Source organism: Streptomyces cyaneus, from assembly GCF_004028635.1.
Classification (GTDB): Bacteria; Actinomycetota; Actinomycetes; order Streptomycetales; family Streptomycetaceae; genus Streptomyces; species Streptomyces cyaneus.
Window position 1 is genome coordinate 1 of sequence record NZ_RQJW01000005.1, and the last position, 24,192, is coordinate 24,192.

Genomic DNA, 24,192 nt, shown 5'->3' on the forward strand with positions numbered 1-24,192 from the left:
CGTTGATTTTTGGCACGCTGTTGAGTTCTCAAGGAACGGACGCTTCCTTTGTACTCACCCTCTCGGGCTTTCCTCCGGGCGCTTCCCTTCGGTCTTGCGTTTCCGACTCTATCAGATCCTTTTCCGACCCGATTTCCTCGGCGCTTTCCAGGTTCCCGCTCTCGCGTTTCCCTTTCCGGCGGTTCCGACTTTATCAGAAGTTCCGGGCCGGACTGGCCGGCCACTCATTTCCGAAATCATCGGGAGGGGCTTCTTCGGGAATCGATGTTCCACTGAAGCAGACAGACACTCACTCTGCCGGGGCGGGCTCTACGTCCACTTCCAGGCAACTGTTCGAATCTACCTCCCCACGCGCTCCGTGTCAACGGTTCTTGTGGGGCGAAGAGGAGACTAGCAGCTCAGCAGGGGTGTTCGCACATCAGGCGGCCGTCGGCACGGCGGCGCTTCGCTCGGCTGCCTCAACATCGCCTGTCTCACCGGCGCGGGCGGCACGTCCACCGAGGACATAGACGTATGCGAGGAAAGCCAGCTCAGCGGCGACGCCGATGGTGATGCGGGCCCACGTGGGCAGGCCCGACGGGGTGACGAAGCCTTCGATCGCGCCGGAGACGAAGAGGACCAGTGCGAGGCCTATCGCCATGCCGATTGCGGCTCGGCCTTCCTCGGCGAGGGCAGAGCGTCGGGTGCGAGGGCCCGGGTCGATGAGGGTCCAACCGAGGCGTAGGCCTGTGCCGGCGGCGACGAAGACCGCGGTCAGTTCGAGGAGGCCGTGCGGCAGGACGAGGCCGAGGAAGGTGTCCAGGCGTCCTGCCGAGGACATGAGACCGAAGCCGACACCGAGGTTGAGCATGTTCTGGAAGAGGATCCAGAGCACCGGGAGGCCGAGGAAGACGCCGAGGATCAGGCACAGGGCGGCGGCCCAGGCGTTGTTCGTCCAGACCTGGGCCGCGAAGGAGGCCGCCGGGTGGCTTGAGTAGTACGTCTCGTACTGGCCGCCGGGGCGGGTGAGCTCGCGCAGTTCCCTGGGGGCCGCGATGGTGGCCTGTACCTCGGGGTGCGTGCCTATCCACCAGCCCAGGAGAGCTGCGACAAGGGTGGAGAGGAGCGCCGTAGGTATCCACCAGTGGCGCGATCGGTAGACCGCGGCTGGGAAGCCGTGGGTAAGGAAGCGGGTGACATCGCGCCAGGAGGCACGTCGCGTGCCTGTCACGGCGCTACGCGCGCGTGCCACCAGTTGGCTGAGCCGGCCCGTCAACTGCGGATCTGGGGCGCTGGACTGGATCAGGGAAAGGTGGGTGGCTGTGCGCTGATAGAGGGCGACGAGTTCGTCGGCCTCGGCGCCGGTGAGACGGCGCTGGCGCCCGAGCAGAGCATCGAGGCGGTCCCACTCTGCGCGGTGGGCGGTGACGAAGACGTCGAGGTCCATCTGCTTTCCTGCTCCTCGGCTGTTCGTCGGCGACTCGTCGTAGGTGTCAGCTTGTCGTACTGCGACGCAATGCGCCCTCAGCTTGGCAGACTGGCCATTCCAGGGGCAGGGCAGGGGAAGGACGGACCGCGTGAGTGAGCTGGTGACGGGCGAGGCGGTGGCGCTGGAGTTGCGCCCTGCGAAGCTGCCCAGCAGGGCGCTGGCCGTGCTGCTCGATCTGGCCGTTGCCGTGATCGCCTACATCGTCGTGACCATTGGTGTGGTGGCTGCCACCGCTTCTCTGGACGAGGCGGCGCAGACCGCGCTGTCGATCGCGACGTTCGTTCTGCTGCTGGTCGGCGGGCCGATCGCGGTGGAGACGCTCAGCCACGGGCGCTCTCTCGGGAAGTTGGCGTGCGGGCTGCGAGTGGTGCGTGATGACGGCGGACCGATCCGCTTCCGGCACGCTCTGGTGCGTGGCCTCATAGGTGTGATCGAGATTTTGATGACGCTCGGCGTCGTCGCCGTCATCGCTTCTCTGGTGTCCGCGCGCGGGCGTCGGCTCGGTGACGTGTTCGCCGGGACTCTCGTCGTACGAGAACGAGTGCCTCTCGCGCGGACGGGCTTCGTTCCCCCGCCTCCGCCGTGGTTGGCCGGACGGTTCTCGGGGCTCGACCTGTCGGCGGTTCCGGATGGGCTGTGGCTGGCCATTCGCCAATACCTGACGCGGATGCAGCAACTCGACCCACAGGTCGGATGGAGCATGGCGGAGCGGCTCGCGACGGACCTGGCGGCGCGCACGGGCGCTTCGGCGCCGCAGGGTGTGCCGCCGGCGGCGTATCTCGCGGCGGTTCTGCAGGAACGGCAAGCGCGGGAGGCGCGGCGCGCGTTCGGGAATGGGCCGACTTCGGGTGGTGCCTCTGTTGGCGCCGGTGGTACCGGCGCGACAGGTGGTGCGAGCCCTGGGGGTGGTGCGCCGGGCGCGTACGGCCCGCCGGCTATGTCGCCTGTCGCTGCTCCGTCTCAGCCTGGCGCCTACGGCGTAGGGGCGGCTTCGCTCGGCGCTCAGTCCTCCGTTCAGGCCGAAGGAGATCGTTCCCCTGTACCGCAGGACGCCGAGCAGCAGGCTCCGGCGTCGCAGGAGACCCCATCGGCCGACCGGCCCACCACCGGGTTCGTCCCACCGGCGTAGCGCCGCAACGGCCAGGCGCGGGGCGTCGGGACGGGCCGCCAGTTCCGCGAGTCGGGCCAGCCGAGCGCGGGAAGCTGCCGCGTGCCTTGGCTCACTCCTCGCGTCGGCCAACTGCCTGCCCCGCCCGGACTTCCGATCTGCCCGGCGTCGGTCAAGCGAACGTCGACGGCGGCGAGTCCAGGTCCTCCAGTTCGATGCCGGGTGCCGCGAGGACCACGTCGCCCGCGATGTGTACGGCGTGCTGCTCGCCCGTGTCCAGGGCTGTGACCTGGTATTCGTCCACGGTCAGGGGGGCGTTGTCAGTGGCGTGTGTTTCTCTGTTCACCAAGGCCCAGGACTGGTCCACGGTGCGCGGGGCGAGGACCGGATCCGTGAGGGCCACGAGGCGGACGCGGGTTGCTGAGGTGGAAGGGGTGAGGCGCAGGAGACGAGTGGTGGCGATGAGGAACGCGGGGGACATCCCGGTGAAGGCATGGGCGCGCACATTGCCTTCCGTGGCGTGAGCCCCGGTGGGGTCGGTTCGGACCCAGGTGACGCCGTCGAGGGCGGCACCGCGTACCTGCCAGCCGCCGGCGTGGAGTTCGAGACGGATGGGGCGGCCGAGTTCGTCGAGGGTGAGGTCGACGGAGCCGCTGTGGTCGCCCGCAGGGGTGGTCAGCTGGGAGACGTAGCGCCAGCCGGAAGGGCCGGGGGCGCAGTGGAAGTGTTCTTCTGCGAGGGGGGTGTGATCGTGCGGATCATGGAGCGAATATCGGCCGCGGGGCATCGGGGTCCTGGGGCTTGACGGGCTGGTTCGGCCGCATGGGCCAGGGAGGCCATGCGGGCCAAAGGGGCAGGCCCCCGGCACGGGGGTGCGGGGGCCTGCCTCTGAGGATCTGCTGCTGAGGGGCGTGTCAGTGCACGGACACGCTGCCGGAGAGCTGCCGTGCCGACCCACGCTCGCCGGGAGCTACCTCGCGAAATCCATCGCCCGGAAGCCCGGCTCACGCCGGCTCGGTTCAGCAGCAACTCGGCTCGGCAGCGGCTCGGCTCAGTACCGGTAGTGGTCCGGCTTGTACGGGCCCTCGACCTCGACGCCGATGTACGCGGCCTGCTCGGGGCGGAGGGTCGTCAGCTTCACGCCGAGTGCGTCCAGGTGGAGGCGGGCGACCTTCTCGTCCAGGTGCTTGGGCAGCGTGTACACACCGGTCGGGTAGGCGTCCGGCTTGGTGAACAGCTCGATCTGGGCCAGCGTCTGGTCCGCGAAGGAGTTGGACATCACGAAGGACGGGTGACCGGTGGCGTTGCCCAGGTTCAGCAGGCGGCCCTCGGACAGGACGATGAGGACCTTGCCGTCGGGGAAGGTCCAGGTGTGGACCTGCGGCTTGACCTCGTCCTTGACGATGCCCGGGACCTTGGCGAGGCCGGCCATGTCGATCTCGTTGTCGAAGTGGCCGATGTTGCCGACGATCGCCTGGTGCTTCATCTTGGCCATGTCCGAGGCCATGATGATGTCCTTGTTGCCGGTCGTGGTGATGAAGATGTCGGCCTTGTCGATGACCTCGTCGAGGGTCGTGACCTGGTAGCCGTCCATCGCCGCCTGCAGGGCGCAGATCGGGTCGATCTCGGTGATGATCACGCGGGCGCCCTGTCCGCGCAGGGACTCCGCGCAGCCCTTGCCCACGTCGCCGTAGCCGCAGACGACCGCGGTCTTGCCGCCGATCAGTACGTCGGTGGCGCGGTTGATGCCGTCGATCAGGGAGTGGCGGCAGCCGTACTTGTTGTCGAACTTCGACTTGGTGACGGCGTCATTGACGTTGATCGCCGGGAAAAGGAGGATGCCGTCGCGCTGCATCTCGTACAGGCGGTGGACGCCGGTCGTGGTCTCCTCGGTCACGCCGCGGATCTCGGAGGACAGCTGGGTCCACTTCTGCGAGCCATCCGTGATGGTGCGGTGCAGGAGTTCGAGGATGACGCGGTGCTCGTCGGACTCGGCCGTGTCGACGTCCGGGACCTTGCCGTCCTTCTCGTACTCCACGCCCTTGTGGACGAGGAGGGTGGCGTCACCGCCGTCGTCCAGGATCATGTTCGGGCCGCCGGTGGGGGTGTTCGGCCAGGTCAGGGCCTGCTCCGTGCACCACCAGTACTCCTCCAGGGTCTCGCCCTTCCAGGCGAAGACCGGGATGCCCTGGGGGTTGTCGGGCGTGCCGTTCGGGCCGACGGCGATCGCGGCGGCGGCGTGGTCCTGGGTGGAGAAGATGTTGCAGGACGCCCAGCGGACCTCGGCGCCCAGGGCGACCAGGGTCTCGATGAGGACGGCGGTCTGCACGGTCATGTGCAGGGAGCCGGTGACGCGGGCGCCGGCCAGCGGCTGCGCCTCGGCGTACTCCTTGCGGATCGCCATCAGGCCGGGCATCTCGTGCTCGGCGAGGGTGATCTCCTTGCGGCCGAACTCGGCCAGGGAGAGGTCGGCGACCTTGAAGTCCTGTCGGTTCTCGACAGTCGTCATTACGAGCTGCTCCTCGGGGTTGGGTCGAGGGTGGGTACGGCTGGTCTGCGCGGCGGCGGACACAGGGGTGCCCGAAGAGGACACAGGCATGCCCGCGTACGCGCAGCGCAGTCCGTCGGAGGCCCTCTCTCCCTCGGTCGGTCCGTGTCAGGACCGCCCGACCGCCATCAGCAGCGACGTCTGGCTCTGACCCAAGCTACACCGGGAGCCCCGGCGGCCCCCAGTCCGCCTCCGAAGAGATCAGGCCATGAAGGGGGCCGTGCAGGGGGAGTACGAGGGGGCTTCACGGGTCGGCGGGAGGTCCAGGTGGAGGTCGGGTGCGGGAGCGATAACAGGACACCAACGAACCGCGAACAGGAGGCGGCAGACCGGGACGATGCGGGACCTTCGCGCCTTTGAGCCTGCGGTGAGGTGGTGCAGGATGCCAGGGAATCGGAACATCTGATCGATCTTGCGGGATGTCTGGGACGGCGTTTCCGCATGACAAAGGCGTTAGGAGATCGACGTGACAAGTCCGGCCGGCCCTCCCCCCACGGGCAGCGGCGGTGGCGAGCGGAAGCGGTTGAAGCTGCTCGCGGTGACCGCGTGCCCGACCGGCATCGCTCACACGTACATGGCGGCTGAGAAGCTCGCGCAGGCCGCCGAGAGCCGCGGTATCGAGATGAAGGTGGAGACACAGGGATCCATCGGGGCCGAAAACGTCCTCGATGACAACGATGTCAAAACCGCGGACGGCGTCATCGTCGCCGCGGACAAGGACGTGGACCTGAGCCGTTTTGCGGGCAAGCGGGTCCTCAGTGTCGGGGTGGCCGAGGGCATTCACCATCCTGAGCGGCTGATCGAGCGGGTGCTGTCGGCGCCCGTGCACGAGGCGGGGGCCGGACCTGCGGCTTCGGTGGCCGGCGGTGGCGGCAGTAGCGGTGGCCGCGGCAAGGAGCGGAGCGTCGGGTACAAGGCGCTGATGAACGGGGTCAGTTACATGATCCCGTTCGTCGTGGTCGGCGGGCTGCTGATCGCGATCTCGCTCTCGCTGGGCGGGCACACGGACCCGTCGGGCGGTCTGGTCATCCCGAAGGGCTCCTTCTGGATGGACATCAACAACATCGGCGTCATCGGCTTCACGCTGATGGTGCCGATCCTGTCCGGCTACATCGCGTATGCCATCGGGGATCGGCCCGCGCTCGTGCCGGGCATGATCGGTGGCTGGATCGCCAACACGGGTTCGCTGTACGACTCCAAGGCGGGCGCGGGCTTCATCGGGGCGATCGTGACCGGGTTCCTCGCCGGGTATCTGGTGCTGTGGATCAAGAAGGTCAAGGTCCCGAAGTTCGTGCAGCCGATCATGCCGATCATCGTGATCCCGATCGTGGCGACGACGGCGCTCGGGCTGTTCTTCATCTACGTCATCGGGAAGCCGATCTCCTGGGTGTTCGAGCACCTGACCAGCTGGCTCAGCGGGATGACCGGCACGAGTGCGATCCTGCTCGGTGCGATTCTCGGGCTGATGATCGCGTTCGACATGGGCGGGCCGGTCAACAAGACGGCGTTCCTGTTCGGCGCCGGGCTCATCGCGACCGGCAACCAGACGGTCATGGGCATGTGTGCCGCCGCGATCCCGGTCATGCCGCTCGGCCAGGGCCTGGCCACGTTGATACGCAGGCGGCTGTACACCGAGCAGGAGCGGGAGACCGGGCTCGCCTCGCTGTTCATGGGCTGCTTCGGCATCTCCGAGGGCGCGATCCCGTTCGCCGCGGCACGACCCGCGCAGGTCATCCCCGCCAACATGATCGGCGGCGCGGTCGCCGGTGCGATCGCCGGGGTCGCCGGGGTCGAGGACGCTGTGCCGCACGGCGGGCCGATCGTGGCCGTGCTGGGCGCGGTGAGCGGCGTGCCGATGTTCTTCGTGGCCGTGGTGATCGGCTCGGTCCTCACTGCGCTGACGACGGTGGCGCTGATCGACCTGAGTGAGCGCAGGCTGCGTGGGGAGGCGGTCGTCGGTAGGGGCACGGGTGCGGCTACGGACACAGGTACGGGTACGGGCACAGGTGCGGGCACGGCAGGTCTCGAGCCCGCGCTGGTCGGGGCCGGCGTCGGGGTGCCGGGTGCTGGTGCCGTCGCAGAGCGGGGTGCCGTGCGTACGAAGACCGCTACGGCTGCGGAGGGCGCCACGGCCGAGGTTCTCTCCGGCTATCTCACCGAGCAGACCGTGAAGGTCGAACTCGACGCGGAGGACAAGGAGTCCGCGATCCGGGAGATGGCCGCGCTGCTGGCGCGTACCGGCCGGGTCGCGGACGTGGACGAGTTGGTGGCGACCGCGCTCCGGCGGGAGGCGCAGGGGACGACCGGGCTCGGGGAGGAGATCGCGATTCCGCATGCCAAGACGGATGCGGTGACCGCGCCGGTCGTCGGTTTCGCGCGGTCCGCCGAGGGCGTGGAGTGGGGCTCGCTGGACGGTACGAAGGCGAGGCTGGTGTTCATGATCGCCGTACCGGAAGCGGCCGCGGGTGACGAGCATCTGCGGATTCTGGCGCTGCTGTCGCGGAAGTTGACGGATGCGGGGTTCCGGGAGCGGTTGCTGGGCGCGCCGGACGATTCGGCCGTGCTCGGGGTGCTGGGCGAAGTCGGGTAGCCGCGTGGCCGGGTCCGCGCCCGCCCGTGGTCGGTCCGCGCCTGTGGTCGGCGCGGGCCCCGTGGTCGGGCGCGGGCCCCGTGGTCGGGTGTCGGCCCGCACAGTCTGTGCACAGGCGTCCGCTACCCTCAGCGCCCGCGGATGGGCCGCGTGGAGGGGAACGTGATGTCGGGCAAAGGGCGGGGACTGGGGATCGCAGCCGTCGTGGTGGGGCTGGTGGGGCTGCTGTTGGGGCTGGGCGCTCTCGGCTACGCGCGGCACGCCTTCGGTGGCTCCGTCGTGTCGAGCACGAGCATGACGCCGACGTACGGGCCGGGCGACCGGCTCGTCTACGAGCGGATCGACGGAAGTGAGGTGCAGCGCGGGGATGTCGTGGTGCTCTCGGCGCCGGACCGGTACGGCTTCGACGCGCTGGTGATAGAGCGGGTCATCGGCGTGGGCGGCGACCGTGTGGCGTGCTGCACGGGAGCGGAGGCGGACGACCGTGTCACCGTGAACGGGAAACCGCTCGAGGAGCCGTATGTGAAGGGCGGGGACGCCCATGGCGGCTACCCCATGTCCTACGACGTGCGGGTCCCCGAGGGCCGGCTGTTCCTGATGGGCGACCACCGCGCGAATTCCCGTGACTCGCGGGCCTTCCTCGACGACCACGGCGGGACACTTCCGGAGTCCGCGATCCGAGGGCGCGTGATCGACGACTACACCATGCCGGCGCTACTGGGGACGGCGATGATGCTCGGGGTGTTGTTGGTGCTGGTCGGGATCGGTCTGGGGATCGCCGCAATGGTCGTACGGCGGAAGGCGCGGGCCATGATGCCGCCCCCACCGCCGTGGGCTGTGCAGGTCTGAGGACGCGGTCCCGGGCGAAGAGCAGAAGACCAAGGGGCCTGCCGGAATTCCGGCGGGCCCCTTCGGCATGGGTGGGCCGTCAGTGTCCGGCGCCGTGCGGTGCCGGTCCCCCGGGCGTCGCGTCGCGGTCGGGGCCCTTGGCCGCCTCGGTCTCGCTGTAGATGTCGGGCTCGAGGTAGATCACGCGGGCGATCGGGACGGCGTCGCGGATGCGGGCCTCGGCGGCGTTGATGGCGGAGGCGACCTCGGTGGCCGTGTCCTCGTGCTGGACGGCGATCTTGGCGGCGACCAGGAGCTCCTCGGGGCCGAGGTGGAGCGTGCGCATGTGGATGATGCGGGTGACCGTGTCGCCGTCGACGATGGCGGCCTCGATCTTCTGGACGTCCTCGACGCCCGCGGCCTCACCGAGCAGCAGCGACTTGGTCTCGACGGCCAGGACGATGGCGATCAGGACGAGCAGGATGCCGATGCAGATGGTGCCGATGCCGTCCCAGACGCCGTCGCCGGTGATCAGGGCCAGGCCGACGCCGCCGAGGGCGAGGACCAGACCGACCAGTGCGCCGAGGTCCTCCAGGAGGACGACGGGCAGCTCGGGGGCCTTGGCGTGGCGGACGAACTCCTTCCAGGACTTCGTTCCGCGCAGGGAGTTGGACTCCTTGATGGCCGTGCGGAAGGAGAAGGTCTCGGCGATGATCGCGAAGACGAGGACGCCGACCGGCCAGTACCAGTGCTCGATCTCGTGCGGGTGCTTGATCTTCTCGTAGCCCTCGTAGAGGGCGAACATGCCGCCGACCGAGAACAGGATGATCGAGACGAGGAAGGCGTAGATGTAGCGCTCGCGGCCGTAGCCGAAGGGGTGCTGCGGGGTCGCCTCGCGCTGGGCCTTCTTGCCGCCCACCAGCAGCAGGGCCTGGTTGCCGGAGTCGGCGAGCGAGTGCACGCCCTCGGCGAGCATCGACGACGAGCCGCTGAACGCGAACGCCACGAATTTCGATGCCGCGATCGCGAGATTGGCGGCGAGTGCCGCCACGATCGCCTTGGTACCGCCTGACGCGCTCATGTGTCGCGTTGTCCCTTCGCTTTCGTAGCCTTCGCGGCTGTCGTAGCCTTCACGGCCGTCGTAGCCATCACGGCCTTCGTACGTACGCAGTCCAGGCGTCGCCGACGGAAGCGTGCGGCCCCCGAGCGGCTTTGCCCGTCCTTTGCCGGTGGGCCATTGTTGCAGCCCGGTCCGACAACGGTGCGCCGGGTCGTCGGACGGCTCTCGGTCAGGCCACGACCGTGGCGCGGAAGACCGTACCGGCCCCGGACACTTCGGCCTTTTCGCCCGCCGGTACGAAGACGGACTGACCGGGGGTCAGCTCGTGTTCTCCCGCGCGGACCGAACCCGCCGTGCAGAGCAGGATCTGCGGGGTCGCGCGCGTGAGGTCGTGCGCGGTGGTGCCCTCCGGGAGGACGTAGCGGGACAGCCGGAACTCTTCGATCGGGGTCTCGTAGACCTCCTCGCCGTCCGGGGCAGCTTCCGGGCGCAGCACGCCGGGGTCGGCGGCCTCGAAGCGGACGATGCGCAGGAGTTCGGGGACGTCGACGTGCTTGGGGGTCAGGCCGCAGCGCAGGACGTTGTCGGAGTTGGCCATGATCTCTACGCCGAGGCCGTTGAGGTAGGCGTGCGGGATGCCGGCGCCGAGGAACAGGGCCTCGCCGGGCTGGAGGCGTACGGAGTTGAGGAGCATCGCGGCGATGACGCCGGGGTCGCCGGGGTAGTGGTGGGCGATGTCGGCGTACGGGGCGTAGTCGCCACCGAGGCGGGAGCAGGCGGCCGCGGCCTCGGCGACGGTGTGGGCCATCTCGTCCGGGTCGGCGGTGAGGACGGCGGTGAGGACCTCACGCAGCGCCGCGTCCTCGGGATGCGCGTGCAGCAGGTCGACGTACGGCTTGAGGGAGTCGACGCCGAGGCCGTCGAGCAGGTCGGCGGCCTGGAGCGGGGCGCGGAAGCCGCACAGGCCGTCGAACTCGGTGAGCGCGCAGATCAGTTCGGGCTTGTGGTTGGCGTCCTTGTAGTTGCGGTGGCCGGCGTCCACGGGGATGTTGCGGCGCTCCTCGTCCTCGTAACCCCCCTTCGCCTGCGCCAGGTTGGGGTGCACCTGGAGGGAGAGCGGAGCGCCGGCGGCGAGGATCTTGAGGAGGAAGGGCAGGCGGGGGCCGAACTTCGCCACCGCCGTGGCGCCCAGCTCCCGCTCCGGGTCGGCCTCGATGACCTCGACGAGCGTCCCGCGCTCGGTGCGCGAGGGTGCGCCCGGGTGCGCGCCCATCCACATCTCCGCCTGCGGTTCGCCGGTCGGCTCGACGCCGAGGAGCTTCGGGATCGCGGTGGTAGAACCCCAGGCGTAGGGGCGGATGGTGTTGTCGAGGCGGTCCATGCGGTTTTCTGCCTGCTCTCTGTGCGTGACGCCGGGTCGTTTCGGGTCTCATCGGTAGGACGCGGGTTCGCCTTGTGTACGACTAGTGGTTCCTTGCGCGTACGGCGGTCAGGGCGTCCTGAGACAGATCAGGCTCCCGAGGCGAGCGCCAGGTAAACGGCGGCGAAATCCGTGATGGCGATCAGTTCCGCGAGGGTCTCGAGTTCGCCGCCGGGCTCCGGCTCCAGTTCGCTGATCGGCGTGTCATGGCTGAGGGCCAGGTCCCGGGCGGCGGGCGCGGCGGTGAGGCCGCCGAGCGGGCGGTCGCGCAGCAGCACCACGCGCGCGTGCAGAGCCGGTGCCTCCTCCACGCGGTCGCGGAAGAAGTCGTCGGGGTCGGCGCTCCCCGCGAGCGTGCCGGCGAGCAGGGCGTTGTGCGAGGCGAGTGCCTCGGGCAGCTCCGCGACGAGCGCGGGATGCCCGGAGAGCTCGGCGAGCGCGGCGGCGAAACGGCGGCCGGCCGGGCCGGCGGAGACTCCCTCGGTCCAGATCAACGGGAGCGTGTCGGCGAGTTCGGCGGCCAGCGTCTTGGCGGGGTTGCTGTAGGTCGCGATGGCGGGGCCGCAGCGCTCGGCGATGTGGTCGAGGCGGTCGGCGACCTTCTCGAGAGCCTCGGGCGGGGCGGTGATCATGCCGGTGCGGTCGAGGAGCGCCAGGAGCGGGGTGAGCAGCGCCCACAGGACGCCGGGGGCGGAGGCCGCGAAGGGTTCGACCGGCTCGTACGGGGCGGTTGCCATCGGCACGAACAGGCCGTGGTTGTTGTGCACCGCTTCGGTGAGCGGGGAGCCGGCCGGGGCCACGGCGACGACCGTGCAGCCGCGGCGGTAGGCCTGCTCGGCGAGCAGGGACAGGCCCGGCTCGGATCCGTCGGGGGTGGTGATCAGCAGCAGGTCCACGGAGCCGGCCCAGCCGGGCAGCTCCCATCGCAGGGCGCCCGCGGCGGGGGCGACACCGGCCGGGGCCAGTCGGGTGACGGGGCTGGTGACGCCGGCGAGCGTGCCGAGCAGGTCGGCGACGCAGATGGCGGCTGCGCCGGGGCCCGCGATGAGGATGGCGCGGGGACGGCCGTCGGGTTTGAGGTCGTGGACGCCGGCCTCGGCGGCGTGCCGGGCGGCGGTGCGGACGCGGGCGCCGGCTTCGGCCGCGCCGCGCAGCAGGGCACGGCGGTCGGCCTCTGCGAGGGCCTCCGGCGTGTCCAGCAGCGATTCGTCGAGCATGGGCGGCAGCCTCCGATCGCCGGGTCGTCTGGGGCTTTGTCCTGCGGGGGTACTTCTGCGGGGGTACTTGGTACTTCCTGCGGCCGTGTTTCCTGCGCGGTTGTGTTCGCCGGGGGCTTTGCTCGGGCGCGGGGTGTCCGCGGGGTGTCTTTGTTTGTCTTGGCGCGGGCGGGGGGTCTTTATGCGGGCGCCGTGTGTTTTTGTGCCGGTGCGCGGTGCCCCGGTGCCTGGTGCTCGTTGTCTGCTGTCCGTTGCCGGTCGCTGGTGGCGGGGGGGGGGCGGCGGGTGCCGGTGGGCGGGTTTCTCTGTGCCGGTGGTGTGCGGTCCGGTTGCGGGTAGCTGTAGGTCCGTACGCCGGGCGGCGGTGGCTCATGCCGGTGGTCGGTTATCCGTACGTCGGTGGTCGTCTTGGTCTTGGACGGTGACCGGGCGTCTTGGGGCCGGTGGCCGTGCCGTCGCCTTACGCGGGGCGGCGGGCCTCGTCGACGAGCAGAACGGGGATGCCGTCGCGGACGGGGTACGCCAAGCCGCAGTCCTGGCCGGTGCAGATCAGCTCGGTGTCCTGCTCCTTCAGGGGGGCGTGGCAGGCCGGGCAGGCGAGGATCTCCAGGAGGCCGGCTTCCAGCGGCATGAGGGGTCCCTTCTGGGGTGGGTGTGTGCGGTACGTGCGGGTGTGCGGATGTGCCTGGTCAGCGTACCGCCGGTGGGGGCGGGGTGCCGGGGTTGGGCGGGGAGAGGTGGGCGGGGGCGGTGGGGGGGTGGGGCGTGGGGGTACGCGTCGGGATGTTCTCGCCCCCGCCGCCCCTACCCGTCCCGTCCTCCAGGGGCTGCCGCCCCTTCGACCCCGCCGTCCTGGGGGCTGCCGCCCCCAGACCCCCGCTTCGGCCCTGAAGGGGCCTCGTCCTCAAACGCCGGACGGGCTGGAGTGCCTGGGCCGGCGTTGAGAAGCGAAGCCCCCAGCGGGTGGGTGGGGGTTCGGGATGGCAATGGCCTCGTCCTCGAACGCCGGACGGGCTGGATGATGCTGGCCAGCGCTGGGAAGTTGCTGTCAGCGCCGCGAGGCAGAGCCCCCAGCCGGGTGGGTGGGGGCTGGGGATGATGCGTCTCGTCCTCGAACGGCGGACGGGCCGAGGCATGCGGGCCGGCGTGTGAGGAGCGAAGCCCTCAGCCCTCAGCCCTCAGCCCTCAGCCCCTGATGATCGCCAGCGCCGCGTCCCGTACCTTCGCCATCGTCGCCTCGTCCCTTGCCTCCGCGTTCAGGCGCAGTAGGGGTTCCGTGTTGGACGGGCGGACGTTGAACCACCAGTCGGCGGCCGTCACCGTCAGGCCGTCGAGTTCGTCCAGTTCTACGTCCTCTTGGCCCTCGTAGGCAGCTTTGATGGCTGCCAGGCGGCCCGTCTGGTCGGCGACCGTGGAGTTGATCTCGCCGGAGCCGGTGTAGCGGTCGTACTGGGCTACCAGGCCGGAGAGGGGGCCGTCCTGGCCGCCCAGGGCCGCAAGGACGTGGAGGGCGGCCAGCATGCCCGTGTCGGCGTTCCAGAAGTCCTTGAAGTAGTAGTGGGCGGAGTGCTCGCCGCCGAAGATGGCGCCGGTCTTTGCCATCTCGGCCTTGATGAAGGAGTGGCCGACGCGGGTGCGGACCGGGGTCCCGCCGTTCTCCCTCACCACCTCGGGGACCGACCAGGACGTGATCAGGTTGTGGATGATCGTGCCCTTGCCGCCGTGCTTGGCGAGCTCGCGCGAGGCCACCAGGGCCGTGACGGCGGAGGGGGAGACCGGGGCGCCGTGCTCGTCGACGACGAAGCAGCGGTCGGCGTCGCCGTCGAAGGCGATGCCGAGGTCGGCGGACTCTTCGCGGACTCGCTTCTGGAGGTCGACGATGTTCGCCGGGTCCAGCGGGTTCGCCTCGTGGTTCGGGAACGTGCCGTCCAGCTCGAAGTACATCGGGACGAGGGTGAGGGGCAGGCCCTCGAAGACCGTGGGGACCGTGTGGCCACCCATGCCGTTGCCCGCGTCGACGACGACCTTCAGGGGGCGGATGGAGGTCAGGTCGACGAGGGAGCGGAGGTGGGCCGCGTAGTCCTCCAACGTGTCCCGCTGCGTGATCGTGCCGGTCTGCGCGGCCGGTGCCGGGGCGCCCGAGTCGGTCCAGCCCTCGACCAGTTCGCGGATCTCGGCGAGGCCGGTGTCCTGGCCGACCGGGGCCGCGCCCGCGCGGCACATCTTGATGCCGTTGTACTGGGCCGGGTTGTGCGAGGCCGTGAACATCGCGCCCGGCAGGTTCAGCGCGCCCGAGGCGTAGTACAGCTGGTCGGTGGAGCACAGGCCGATCTCGGTGACGTCGACCCCCTGGGCCGCCGCTCCGCGTGCGAAGGCACGGGACAGGCCGGGGGACGAGGGCCGCATGTCGTGCCCGATCACGATCGCGCTCGCGCCGGTCACCTGGACGAAGGCGGCCCCGAAGAGCTCGGCCAGCGGCTCGTCCCACTGGTCCGGGACGACCCCGCGGACGTCGTACGCCTTCACGAGCTGTGACAGATCAGCAGCCACGGCCAACCCTCCTGAAAGTCCTGTCGGTCACCCCAAACTACCCGCCCTCACTGACAGTGCGCTGTGTGCCCACCGAGTGGACTCCGAGCCGTAACCTCAGGTCAGCGCCGACGTCAGGGCAGCATCCAGCCCAGCACCGGTGAACTCTGTCCGACCACGATCAGACACATCACCAGCAGCAGGCCCACACTCCACGGCAGTACCCGCCGCAGCAAGTCCCCCTCCCGGCCCGCGAGGCCTACGGCCGCGCACGCGATGGTGAGGTTCTGCGGCGAGATCATCTTGCCGAGCACACCACCTGAACTGTTGGCGGCCGCCAGGAGTTCCGGCGACAACCCCGACTCCCGGGCCGCCGTCACCTGCAACGCGCCGAACAGCGCGTTGGCCGAGGTGTCCGACCCGGACACGGCGACTCCGAACCAGCCCAGAACCGGCGACAGGAAGGCGAGTCCGGCGCCGGCCGCCGCCACGAAGTAGCCGATGGTGGCGGCCTGTCCGGAGAGGTTCATGACGTACGCGAGTGCCAGTACGGACGTCACGGTCAGGATGGCGAACCTCAACTCGTGCACGGTCGCGGCCCACTCCTTGACCGCCACGCGCGCGTGCACGCCGAGGACGACCGCCGTGCACACCCCGGCGAGCAGCACGAGCGTGCCGCCGGTGGACACGATCGGCCAGCTGAAGACATTGCCGCCGACCGGCTCCCCGTCCGGGTTCACGACGTTCAGGAAGGGCCAGTCGTACATCTGGGTCGCCTCGGCCAGCCAGTCCTTGACCACCGGGATCTGCGCGATGGAGAAGATCACGACGATCAACGCGTACGGCGCATAGGCCCGTACGACTTCTCGCGGCGGGTCGTCCTCGTCCAGCTCCTCGCTCCGCGCCCCGGTCAGCACGGACGCGCGTACGGCCTCGGTGGCGGGCACGCGCGCGTGCGGTACGGCAACCAGGGCGCCCGCGCCGGCCAAGGCGGCGCCGATGTCGGCGAGTTGCGCGGAGACGTAGTTCGAGGCGGCGAACTGGGCGACGGCGAAGGCGATTCCGCACACGACAGCGGGGATCCACGTCTCCCGAAGCCCGCGCCGCCCGTCCACGAGCCCGACCAGCACGAGCGGCACGACCAGGGCCAGCAAAGGCGTCTGGCGCCCCACCACGGAGGCCACATCATCCAGTGGCAGCCCGGTGACCTGAGCCAGCGTCACCACCGGCGTCCCCATCGCGCCGAAGGCCACGGGCGCGGTGTTGGCGACCAGCGCGACGACCGCCGCCCGCACCGGCTCGAACCCGAGCGCCACCAGCATGACCGAGCAGATCGCGACTGGCGCCCCGAACCCGGCAAGGGCCTCAAGCAGGGCTCCGAAGCAGAATGCGACGACGAGCGCCTGGATCCGCGGATCGTCGGACAGCCGCCCGAACGACCGCCGCAGGATGTCGAAATGACGCGTCCGGACGGTCATCCGGTACACCCACAGGGCGTTGACGACGATCCACAGGATGGGGAAGAGCCCGAAGACGGCCCCCTGGGCGGCGCTGGAGAGCGTCTGACCGAGCGGCATGCCGTACGCGAGCCAGGCGACCAGTACGGCCGCCACAAGCCCCGTGAGCCCCGCCAAGTGCGCCTTGAGCCGGACCCCACCCAGCAGGACGAGCACGATCACGAGCGGCAGCGCCGCCACTGATGCGGACAGGCCGAGCGAGTCGGCGACGGGTTCCAGTTCCTGGACGTACACGGGCGCCTCCCCGGATTCCGCCATGCGGAAAGCGATTTCTCGTTCCGGCATACGGAATGGTCGTGTCCGCGCCAATGACACGTCAATGCCTGTGCATCACTCAACGAAACAAGCACACGGGAAACACCCGCACAGGCGGAGAAAACCGACCGTCAGTTGTCGGGCGACCGCAGCACTCGCAGGTGCCCTCGCCGCGCGACCTCCATCGGATCGGCGCCACGCCCCCCGCCTCCACCGGCCTGGGCCGCGCGCTCCTGCGGACGGGCCGCCTCACGCACAGCGTTGGCAAGCGCTTCCAGGTCGTCACCGCTGGGACGGGCCGGAGCCGAGCCGTCCAGCAACCGCACGACCTCCCACCCACGGGGGGCGGTGAGGCGCTCGGAATGCTCGGCGCACAGGTCGTAGCAGTGGGGTTCGGCGTAGGTGGCGAGCGGGCCGAGGACCGCGGTCGAGTCGGCGTAGACGTACGTCAGCGTCGCGACGGCGGGACGGCCGCAAGCGGTGCGCGAACAGCGACGTACAGGGCTCACGACGTTGGACGGTACCGCACTCTTGAGCGGGCCGCGACGACTCTCCCCCAGGTCACCCCACCGTGTCGTGCTGTGAAACACCCCACACGCCCCTTACGCCCCACGCCACTGACCTGCACGGAAGCGTTCTTCCGAGATCCCGAACACCCCCGAGACCGGGTACCACTTACCACAAACCACATCAAACACCTCGACCCCACCGGTCTCGGAGAGATACGGAATCGAGCCCAACCTTGGCTGGAATGGTCATCTGCCGACATGCCGTACGGCGAGTGGATGCACACCTCGATCACCCCACCGTGATCGGACACGCACCGGTCCCGAGGACTACGCTTCATCAGTGATGGACGCCCCCGTACCGCCCCGTGCCGCCGGCCCCGGGCCCCGCCGCCGTGATCGCCACGGGCGAGGCATGCGCGGCCCGATCGCACCGCCCCAGGTCCCGCTCGCCGCCAGCCGGGCCGACGCCTTCGCCGACCTGGTGCAGGACTCCGTGGAACGCCTCGAACGCCGCTGGCCCCAACTGGCCGACATCGATTTCCTGGTCCTCGAGGTCCCCCGCCTGGACGGCCCCGGCCGCACCTGGAACGACGAAGCGGTCCCCCTCGGCGGCACGATCCCCGCCCGTGAGGGCCGCCCCGCGCGCGTGGTCATCTATCGCCGCCCGGTGGAGATCCGCACCAAGGGCCGAGACGAACGAGCAGCCCTGGTCCACGAGGTGGTCGTAGAACAGGTGGCCGAGCTACTGGGCCTGACACCGGAGACGGTGGACCCCCGCTACGGCGAGGACTAACTGCGTCGGCTGGGCCAAGTCACGCGTGCCGCCCGCGCCCACCCGTGCCGCCCCAGCGGCACGACTGCCCGCGGCTGGGGCGGACGAGCTGCGCGCCGCGGCCGGGTGCGCACAGCAGGGGCGAACGCAGGAATGGGCCGGTGGCCCCGCGGGCCCGCAGTCGCGTACGGCGGGAAGGGGACGTGCGGGGGGTGTCCGCCCGCAGTGGCCGGCGTCAACACGCAGCACCTCTCGGCCTAAGGCGACCGCCGGTCCGAGGACGGACCCCCCGGCACGGCCCCGACCCACAACGCACCCGCAGGCGCTACGCGCACCCCCACCGAACGCCAACGGGCCGCCGCAGGCATCCCCCGCCCTACTTCTGCAGTACCGACAAGTCCTCGTCCGCCTCCGGCACAGCCACCATCCCCCGATCGTCCGGCAGCGTCTGCACAGTGAAGCCGGACACCCCTTCCTCCGTCACGGCCAGCGTCCGAGCGCCGTACACCGGCCCACCCGACACCGACTCCACCGTCAGCGCGTACGTGCCCTTCAGGCCGCTCGGCACAGGGATCTCGACGTCCTGTGTCGTCCCGGACTTGATCGTGTACGTCTTGGAGGCCGCCGTGCCACCCTCGCTCCCCGCGGACGCCGTCACCTTGACCTCCGCCGAGCCGAAGGGAGCGGTCAGAGACAACGTCGTGCCCTTGGCCCGGTTGTCCACCGCCGTCGCGCGCGTGCCCACCGGTCGGGTCGCCGGAATGAACGCCGTCTCCTGCTTGGCGCCGGTACCACGAACCACCCGCACCGCTGCAACCACCGGCACGGACCGGTCCGTGGGCGTCAGCACCAGCGATCCCGCCTCGCCGCGCATGACGTCCCCGAGGTCCACCGAACTCGTCATGCCCGCCTTGACGTGCAACGTCTCGTTCCCGGCAGGCGTGATCGCCCCGGACGGCGAGGCAAGCCGCACCTTGAGGTCCGCATCCGCGTCCCCCGGCGTGAAGGCGACCAGTCGCACGGCCTTGGCGTCCTTCGGGATGCCGGGCAGAACCAGGCTCCCCGCAGGATCGGCGGACGCGGCCAGCCAGTCCCCACCGAGCTTGTCGTCCAGCGCCTGCACCGCCGCACCCACCCGGCCACTGCGCACGCTCACGTGCACGGTCACGTTGGTCTGCTTCTCACCGGTGAGCGTGGACAGCAGGATCGACTCACCGGAGTGCGGCTGAACCGTGATCCCCTCCCCCACCGTGGTCTCGAGGGCACCGTCCTTGCCGTACAGCTCGATGTCGACGACGGCGGCGGAGTCGTCGGGGTTGGTCAGATGGACGTAGTCCGTGCGGTCGGCAGCCGTGCTGGCGCCCGGGAACCAGAACTCGGTGTCCGGCGCGGTGCAGTTGACGCCCTGCAGGCCACGCCCCGTGCCCACGGCGACCTCGGTCGTCTCCTGCACGGTCCAGCCGGGCGCGAACTTCCCGTCGGCGGTCCCGATGAGCGCCGGCGAGTCACCTCCGGACGCGTCCCCGGTGACCGGCGTACCCGGCTCCTTGGCCTCCAGGACGGGCTTGTCGGCCTTACCGGCCTCACCGGCCTTCTTGCCCTTGGCGTCCGCTCCGGCACCCGACTCCTGCGCCGCGGACTGCAGTGCCGCCTTCCCGCCGCTCCCCGCCCCCTTCGTGACGGGCGTGAACGACGTGTACGTCGTCTCGGCGAGGTCCGAGATGCTCGGCGCCGGACACACCAGGCTCGTACGCTCCACGGGCAGTTCGGCGGCCGCCTCGGCGGTGTTCGTGCCGGACGCGTCCGGCGTGGTGAGCGTCGCGATCCCGGTGATGGCGGCGAGGGCGGTGGCGCCGACGATCAGGGACAGGGTGGTGCGGTTCACTGCTGGCTCCCGTCGGAACGCTCACTGCCGTTCGGATGCGGCTGCGCCGGGTCGTACGTGGCGTCGTAGCCCTGCTGGTACGTCTGGTCGTACGACGCGTCGTAGGTCCCCTCGTACGACCCCGTCGAGGACTGTCCGCCGTACGCGTACGGGTCGTACTGGCCGCCCTGATACGGATCCGCCTGATACGTCTGGTCGTAGGCGCCGCCCGCCGGGTACTGCTGTGCGCCCTCGTACTGCTCACCGCCGTAGCCGCCGTACTCGGCGCCCGCGTAAGTGGGCGTGTCCCTCCCCCAGGCTCGAACATCCTCGCCCGGGGGGACCCCCATGCCATAGGGCTGCTGCTGCGGAATCGCCGCAGCCGGTGGCTCCGTGGGAGGAGCCGGGAACTCGCCGCCCTGCTCGGCCTCTTCGGCCTCGGCCTGGGCCCGCAGCCGACGGGCCCGCCGGCCCTCGCCGACCATGGCCTCGGCCGGGACGGCCGGCTCCTCGGGCAGGTCGTCGTCGACGTCGCGGCGTCGTCCGGGAAGGGCCATCACGACGAGGACGAGGGCGAGGAAGCCCTGGGTCCACAGCCAGGCGGTGTGGCCGATCGGGTCGTCGTAGGTGACGTCCAGCCTGCCGCCGGCTGCCGGGAGCTCGAAGCCCTGGGCCCAGCCGTCGACGGTGGTCGCGGTGAGCGGCTTGCCGTCCAGGGTGGCGGTCCAGCCGTCGTCGGCGCTGTCGGCGAGGCGCAGGACACGCCCTTCGGAGCCACTCGGAATCGTGGTGTGGATCTCGACGGGCCCTGCGGCGACGGGCTGAGGCTCAGCGGCACTGGACCCAGCGCCGGATGCAGACCCCGACCCGGTCCCGGTGCCGGCGACGACGGCCGCCCGCGACACCTGCCGGTCGACCCGCCACAACGCGCTGCCGTTCTGCTCGCTCAGCCGCGACAGCCCGGGCGTGGCGTCCAGCACGCGCGCGACCTCGCGGGGCGCGCCCTTGTGGACGAGGACGTAACGCACCGCGAACGCGCCCAGCTGGTCGGCCTGGTCGGCGCCGGAGCCGGCGACAAGGTTGGCGACGATCTTGTCGAGCGCGGCGTTCTCCCCGTCCTCGGCGGCGAGTTCGGCGTCGCCGAGGCGGGCGCCGGAGCCACGGACGAGCACGTAGCCGACGTGGGCCGGGGAGTCGCTGTCGAGGACGAGGGTGCGGGCCTGGTCGCGGGTGTTGCTCTCCTCGGCGACGAACGCGGGCACCTGCACGGGGTCACGCCGCTCCAGCGGCCCGTCGGCGCCGCGGATCATCCAGCCGGCCGCGACGAGCAGCGGGCCGGCAGCCGCGGCGAAGGCGATCAGCGCGGCGACCGGCTGGCGCCAGCCGAAGCTCTGCTCGGCCACCCGCGAGCGTGCCCCGTCGGCGCCGAGGAGGGCGGCGGCCAGGAGGGCGATGCCGTAGACGAGGGTCGCGGGACCGGACCAGGTGGAGCTGTTGGACAGGGCCGCGAAGACGAGGCCCACCAGGGCGACCGCCCACGCCGTCCAGATTCCGAACTGGCGCTCGGAGCGCATCAGGGCGGCCAGCGCGGCCAGCACGACGCCGATGAGCATCAGGCCGCTGACGGTGCCGGGCCCGCCGGGGCTGGCACCGAGCAGGTCCAGGCCGGACGCGGCCGAGGTGCCGTACTTGAGACCGGCTTCCTGGAAGAAGCCGAACGGAAGCAGCGACAGCGACCAGGGCGCGAGGACCAGCAGGGGCACGCCGAACTGGGCCAGGAAGCGCAGGCCGTAGGCGGTGATGTCGGCGCGCCGCACCGCGAGCAGCCCGAGTCCGAGGACCAGCGCGATCGGCCACACGATCGGCGTGAAGGCCGTGGTGATCGTCAGCAGCAGCGCGTACGCCCAGGTCGCGCGCCAACTGCCGCGCGCGCCGGAGCTGTTCGCCAGGCCGCTGGCGGCGATGCCCGCGCGCGCGATGAGCGGCAGCAGGACGGCGAGGACGGCGGTGCCGATGCGGCCGCCGGCGAGGGCGCCGGTGGCGGCGGGCAGGAAGGCGTAGGCGACGGCCGCCCACGCGCGCAGGAGGCGCGACTCGACGAGCGGGCGGGAGGCGAAGTAGGCGGTGAGCCCGGCCAGCGGCACCGAGCAGACGAGCAGGACCGTGACCGCGAGGCCGGTCGAGCCCAGCAGTGTGGAGGCGAGCATCGCCACGATCGCCAGGTACGGCGGCGCGGACGGGGTGCCGCCGACGCCCACCGGGTGCCAGGCGTCCACGTAATGCGACCACAGCTCACCGGAGTCGGCCGGAGCAGGCAGCAACGCACCACCCGCGAGCGCGCCGCCGCCGAGCAGTTCCCGGCAGGCGATCAGCGAGACGAACAGCAGGACGAGGAAGAGCACCGGGCCGGGCTTGCGGGCGACGCGCTTGAGGCGGGCGAACTGTTCTATCTCGAGGAAGTCCGCGTCGTCGCCGCCGGGCCCGGACTCGATCGCGCCGCCGTGCCGTCCCGCGCCCGCGGCCACTTCGGGGTCGGAGCGGCCGACGAGGCTGCTCGCGACCTGTTCGACGGTGGCCCGCACGGTCGCGCCGGGCGGCGGGAACAGCGCCCGCAGCTCGCCCTTGTCGACGACGGGATTTCCGCGCCTGCGCCGCCCGGCGATGATCCGCTCGGGGCGCAGCAGGGTGCCCATGAGTCCACGGATCTCGTCGAGGGCCTGGCCCGGGACCTTGCCCACGAGGTAGGCCAGGGTCCGCAGGACGGTGCCGAGCACGACGCGCAGCAGCACCCAGGGCAGCACTGCCGTGCGGCTGTTGACGAGCAGGGTGTAGACGGCGCCGGCCTTGTCGACCTTGTGCGGGGAGGCGGCGGTGCGGCCCACGCAGTCGACGGTGCGGCGCTCGCGGGAGGACGCCTCGGCGTGTCGTACGACTGCCTCGGGGGCGACGAGGACGCGGTGGCCGGCGGCCGTGGCGCGCCAGCACAGGTCGACGTCGTCGCGCATCAGGGGCAGCCGTCGGTCGAAGCCGCCGAGCTGTTCGAAGATGTCGCGCCGGATGAGCATGCCGGCGGTGGACACGGACAGCACGGGCCGGACGTGGTCGTGCTGGCCCTGGTCCTGTTCGCGGCGGTCGAGGCCGGTCCAGCGGCGGCCGGAGTGGGCGATGGTGACGCCGACCTCGAGGAGCTGCCGGCGGTCGTACCAGCCGCGCAGCTTGGGGCCTACGACGGCGACGTCGTCGCGGCCCAGCTCGTACTCGTTCTCCACGACGCGCAGCAGCTGGGCCAGGGCGTCGGGTTCGGGGGCGCAGTCGTCGTGCAGGAGCCACAGCCACTGCACCGGCTCCCCGTGGGGGAGTTCGGGCATGTCGTAGGCGTCGTCGCGCCACGTGCGCGTGACGGGGTCCCAGCCGCTCGGCCGCTTCAGATAGGTGAGCTCGTCCGGGGTCAGGACGGGGGCCGTGCGGTTGGCCTCCTCGACGGCCTGGCCGAATCCGGTGCGCCGGGCGAGGTGCAGTACGCGGTCGTCGCCGAGGGCGTCGGTGACCAGCTGCGCGGACTGGTCCGCGCTGCCGGTGTCGGCGGCCATGGCGAACTGGACGGGGCGCTCCTGGCCGAGCAGCCCGGCGAGCGCGTCGGGCAGCCAGCGGGCGCCGTCGTGGGAGACGAGCACCGCGGTCACCACATGACGCGGGAACTCAGGTGTGGCAGCGGCGTCTTGATGGGCTGCCGTGTGGCTGTGCACGGACATCGAGGTACGGGCCCCGGTTCGGTGGACTGCGGTGGACGCCTGTGCCCCGAGGGGGCAGCGGGGCGTCTCGGACGAGCGACCACACTATCGGCTGGGCATGACGGCGACCCGCCGCCTGTGGATAACCACCTGCGACGGGCCGTTCAAGACGTGTGCGAGACGTGTGCGAGACGTATGTACGCGTGTGTACGCGCGTGCACGCATGGAGTTACGCGTGGATATGGCCGTGTACGCGCGGGTATGGCAGATGTACGCGCGGTTGCGGCCGGGAGGCGGGTCAGACGGCCGCCTTTTTCAGCCGGCGGCGCTCACGTTCGGACAGACCGCCCCAGATTCCGAAGCGCTCGTCGTTGGCGAGGGCGTACTCGAGGCACTCGGAGCGGACCTCACAGGCGAGGCAGACCTTCTTGGCCTCGCGGGTGGAGCCGCCCTTCTCGGGGAAGAAGGACTCGGGGTCGGTCTGGGCGCACAGCGCGCGCTCCTGCCAGCCGAGTTCCTCGTCCGCGTCGTCGACCAGCAGTTGCTGCACCAGCTCGGTCATGTGCGCCCCTCGTCTGTTCTTTCCGCGTCCCCGTGATGTAGCCGTTACCGATTTCGGCTGAACGACACGAGTGAAATTACAAGTGTGCTGCTCCGGGCGAGTCAAGCCGAGATCTGCTATTGAGCCCCTTATTCACTCTGCGGAACCAAGGCCTAGCGGAAAGTGTTCAAATCGTCCTAAACCTTGACAAGCAGACGAGACCCAGGAGGGCATC

The 24,192-nt window shown here is 70.6% G+C and carries 17 protein-coding genes; 4 read left to right on the forward strand and 13 right to left on the reverse strand.

Annotated elements, in window-relative coordinates:
* Nucleotides 1-418: 418 nt before the first annotated feature.
* A complete protein-coding gene (locus tag EHO50_RS18550) occupies nucleotides 419-1,426 on the reverse strand; it encodes a stage II sporulation protein M (RefSeq protein ID WP_128431303.1) in 1,008 nt (335 codons plus the stop codon).
* 130 nt (nucleotides 1,427-1,556) lie between these two features.
* Between EHO50_RS18550 and EHO50_RS18555 the strand changes: the two genes are divergently transcribed.
* Nucleotides 1,557-2,597 (forward strand): RDD family protein, encoded by a 1,041-nt coding sequence (locus EHO50_RS18555; protein ID WP_128431304.1) that lies wholly within the window; start codon nucleotides 1,557-1,559, stop codon nucleotides 2,595-2,597.
* 151 nt (nucleotides 2,598-2,748) lie between these two features.
* Here EHO50_RS18555 and EHO50_RS18560 read toward each other — a convergent pair whose 3' ends face one another.
* Nucleotides 2,749-3,363 (reverse strand): hypothetical protein, encoded by a 615-nt coding sequence (locus tag EHO50_RS18560; RefSeq protein WP_128431305.1) that lies wholly within the window; start codon nucleotides 3,361-3,363, stop codon nucleotides 2,749-2,751.
* 264 nt (nucleotides 3,364-3,627) lie between these two features.
* Nucleotides 3,628-5,085 carry an adenosylhomocysteinase gene (gene ahcY, locus EHO50_RS18565; protein ID WP_128431306.1) on the reverse strand — a complete coding sequence of 486 codons (1,458 nt, stop codon included), beginning with the start codon at nucleotides 5,083-5,085 and terminating at the stop codon, nucleotides 3,628-3,630.
* A 505-nt stretch (nucleotides 5,086-5,590) separates the two neighbouring features.
* Between ahcY and EHO50_RS18570 the strand changes: the two genes are divergently transcribed.
* Both EHO50_RS18570 and lepB read left to right on the forward strand, forming a co-directional pair.
* Complete coding sequence (locus EHO50_RS18570) at nucleotides 5,591-7,714, forward strand: fructose-specific PTS transporter subunit EIIC (protein WP_128431307.1); 2,124 nt, start codon at nucleotides 5,591-5,593, stop codon at nucleotides 7,712-7,714.
* A 165-nt stretch (nucleotides 7,715-7,879) separates the two neighbouring features.
* Nucleotides 7,880-8,563: a signal peptidase I gene (lepB, locus tag EHO50_RS18575; RefSeq protein WP_128431308.1), complete on the forward strand. Its 684-nt coding sequence runs from the start codon at nucleotides 7,880-7,882 to the stop codon at nucleotides 8,561-8,563.
* 79 nt (nucleotides 8,564-8,642) lie between these two features.
* On the opposite strand, the gene EHO50_RS18580 is transcribed toward lepB, so the two are convergent.
* From EHO50_RS18580 to EHO50_RS18610, 7 genes are all read right to left on the reverse strand, one after another.
* Nucleotides 8,643-9,623, reverse strand: a complete 981-nt coding sequence (locus EHO50_RS18580; RefSeq protein ID WP_128431309.1) for a cation diffusion facilitator family transporter — start codon at nucleotides 9,621-9,623, stop codon at nucleotides 8,643-8,645.
* Between the two features lie 208 nt (nucleotides 9,624-9,831).
* A complete protein-coding gene (gene manA, locus EHO50_RS18585; protein WP_128431310.1) occupies nucleotides 9,832-10,983 on the reverse strand; it encodes a mannose-6-phosphate isomerase, class I in 1,152 nt (383 codons plus the stop codon).
* 128 nt (nucleotides 10,984-11,111) lie between these two features.
* Nucleotides 11,112-12,239: an SIS domain-containing protein gene (locus EHO50_RS18590; RefSeq protein ID WP_128431311.1), complete on the reverse strand. Its 1,128-nt coding sequence runs from the start codon at nucleotides 12,237-12,239 to the stop codon at nucleotides 11,112-11,114.
* A 460-nt stretch (nucleotides 12,240-12,699) separates the two neighbouring features.
* Complete coding sequence (locus EHO50_RS18595) at nucleotides 12,700-12,870, reverse strand: Trm112 family protein (RefSeq protein WP_007382472.1); 171 nt, start codon at nucleotides 12,868-12,870, stop codon at nucleotides 12,700-12,702.
* 554 nt (nucleotides 12,871-13,424) lie between these two features.
* Nucleotides 13,425-14,789 (reverse strand): phosphomannomutase/phosphoglucomutase, encoded by a 1,365-nt coding sequence (locus tag EHO50_RS18600; protein WP_128431312.1) that lies wholly within the window; start codon nucleotides 14,787-14,789, stop codon nucleotides 13,425-13,427.
* 113 nt (nucleotides 14,790-14,902) lie between these two features.
* Nucleotides 14,903-16,519, reverse strand: a complete 1,617-nt coding sequence (locus EHO50_RS18605) for an L-lactate permease (protein ID WP_128432429.1) — start codon at nucleotides 16,517-16,519, stop codon at nucleotides 14,903-14,905.
* A gap of 152 nt (nucleotides 16,520-16,671) precedes the next feature.
* Nucleotides 16,672-17,049 (reverse strand): DUF3499 domain-containing protein, encoded by a 378-nt coding sequence (locus tag EHO50_RS18610; RefSeq protein ID WP_030053098.1) that lies wholly within the window; start codon nucleotides 17,047-17,049, stop codon nucleotides 16,672-16,674.
* A 343-nt stretch (nucleotides 17,050-17,392) separates the two neighbouring features.
* Here EHO50_RS18610 and EHO50_RS18615 point away from each other — a divergent pair, with 343 nt between their 5' ends.
* Entirely contained in the window at nucleotides 17,393-17,842 is a 450-nt protein-coding gene (locus tag EHO50_RS18615; protein WP_079052001.1) for a metallopeptidase family protein, read from the forward strand.
* A 355-nt stretch (nucleotides 17,843-18,197) separates the two neighbouring features.
* Here the strand turns inward: EHO50_RS18615 and EHO50_RS18620 are convergent, their stop codons facing one another.
* The 3 genes from EHO50_RS18620 to EHO50_RS18630 form a co-directional block, all read right to left on the reverse strand.
* The gene (locus EHO50_RS18620) at nucleotides 18,198-19,706 is read right to left on the reverse strand and encodes a DUF5719 family protein (protein ID WP_128431313.1); all 1,509 of its coding nucleotides are present in this window, start codon (nucleotides 19,704-19,706) and stop codon (nucleotides 18,198-18,200) included.
* On the reverse strand, nucleotides 19,703-23,437 hold the full coding sequence (locus EHO50_RS18625) for a glycosyltransferase (protein WP_128431314.1): 3,735 nt from the start codon (nucleotides 23,435-23,437) through the stop codon (nucleotides 19,703-19,705). The genes EHO50_RS18620 and EHO50_RS18625 overlap by 4 nt, the downstream gene beginning before the upstream one ends.
* A gap of 277 nt (nucleotides 23,438-23,714) precedes the next feature.
* Nucleotides 23,715-23,978: a WhiB family transcriptional regulator gene (locus EHO50_RS18630; RefSeq protein WP_003975777.1), complete on the reverse strand. Its 264-nt coding sequence runs from the start codon at nucleotides 23,976-23,978 to the stop codon at nucleotides 23,715-23,717.
* Nucleotides 23,979-24,192: the final 214 nt, after the last annotated feature.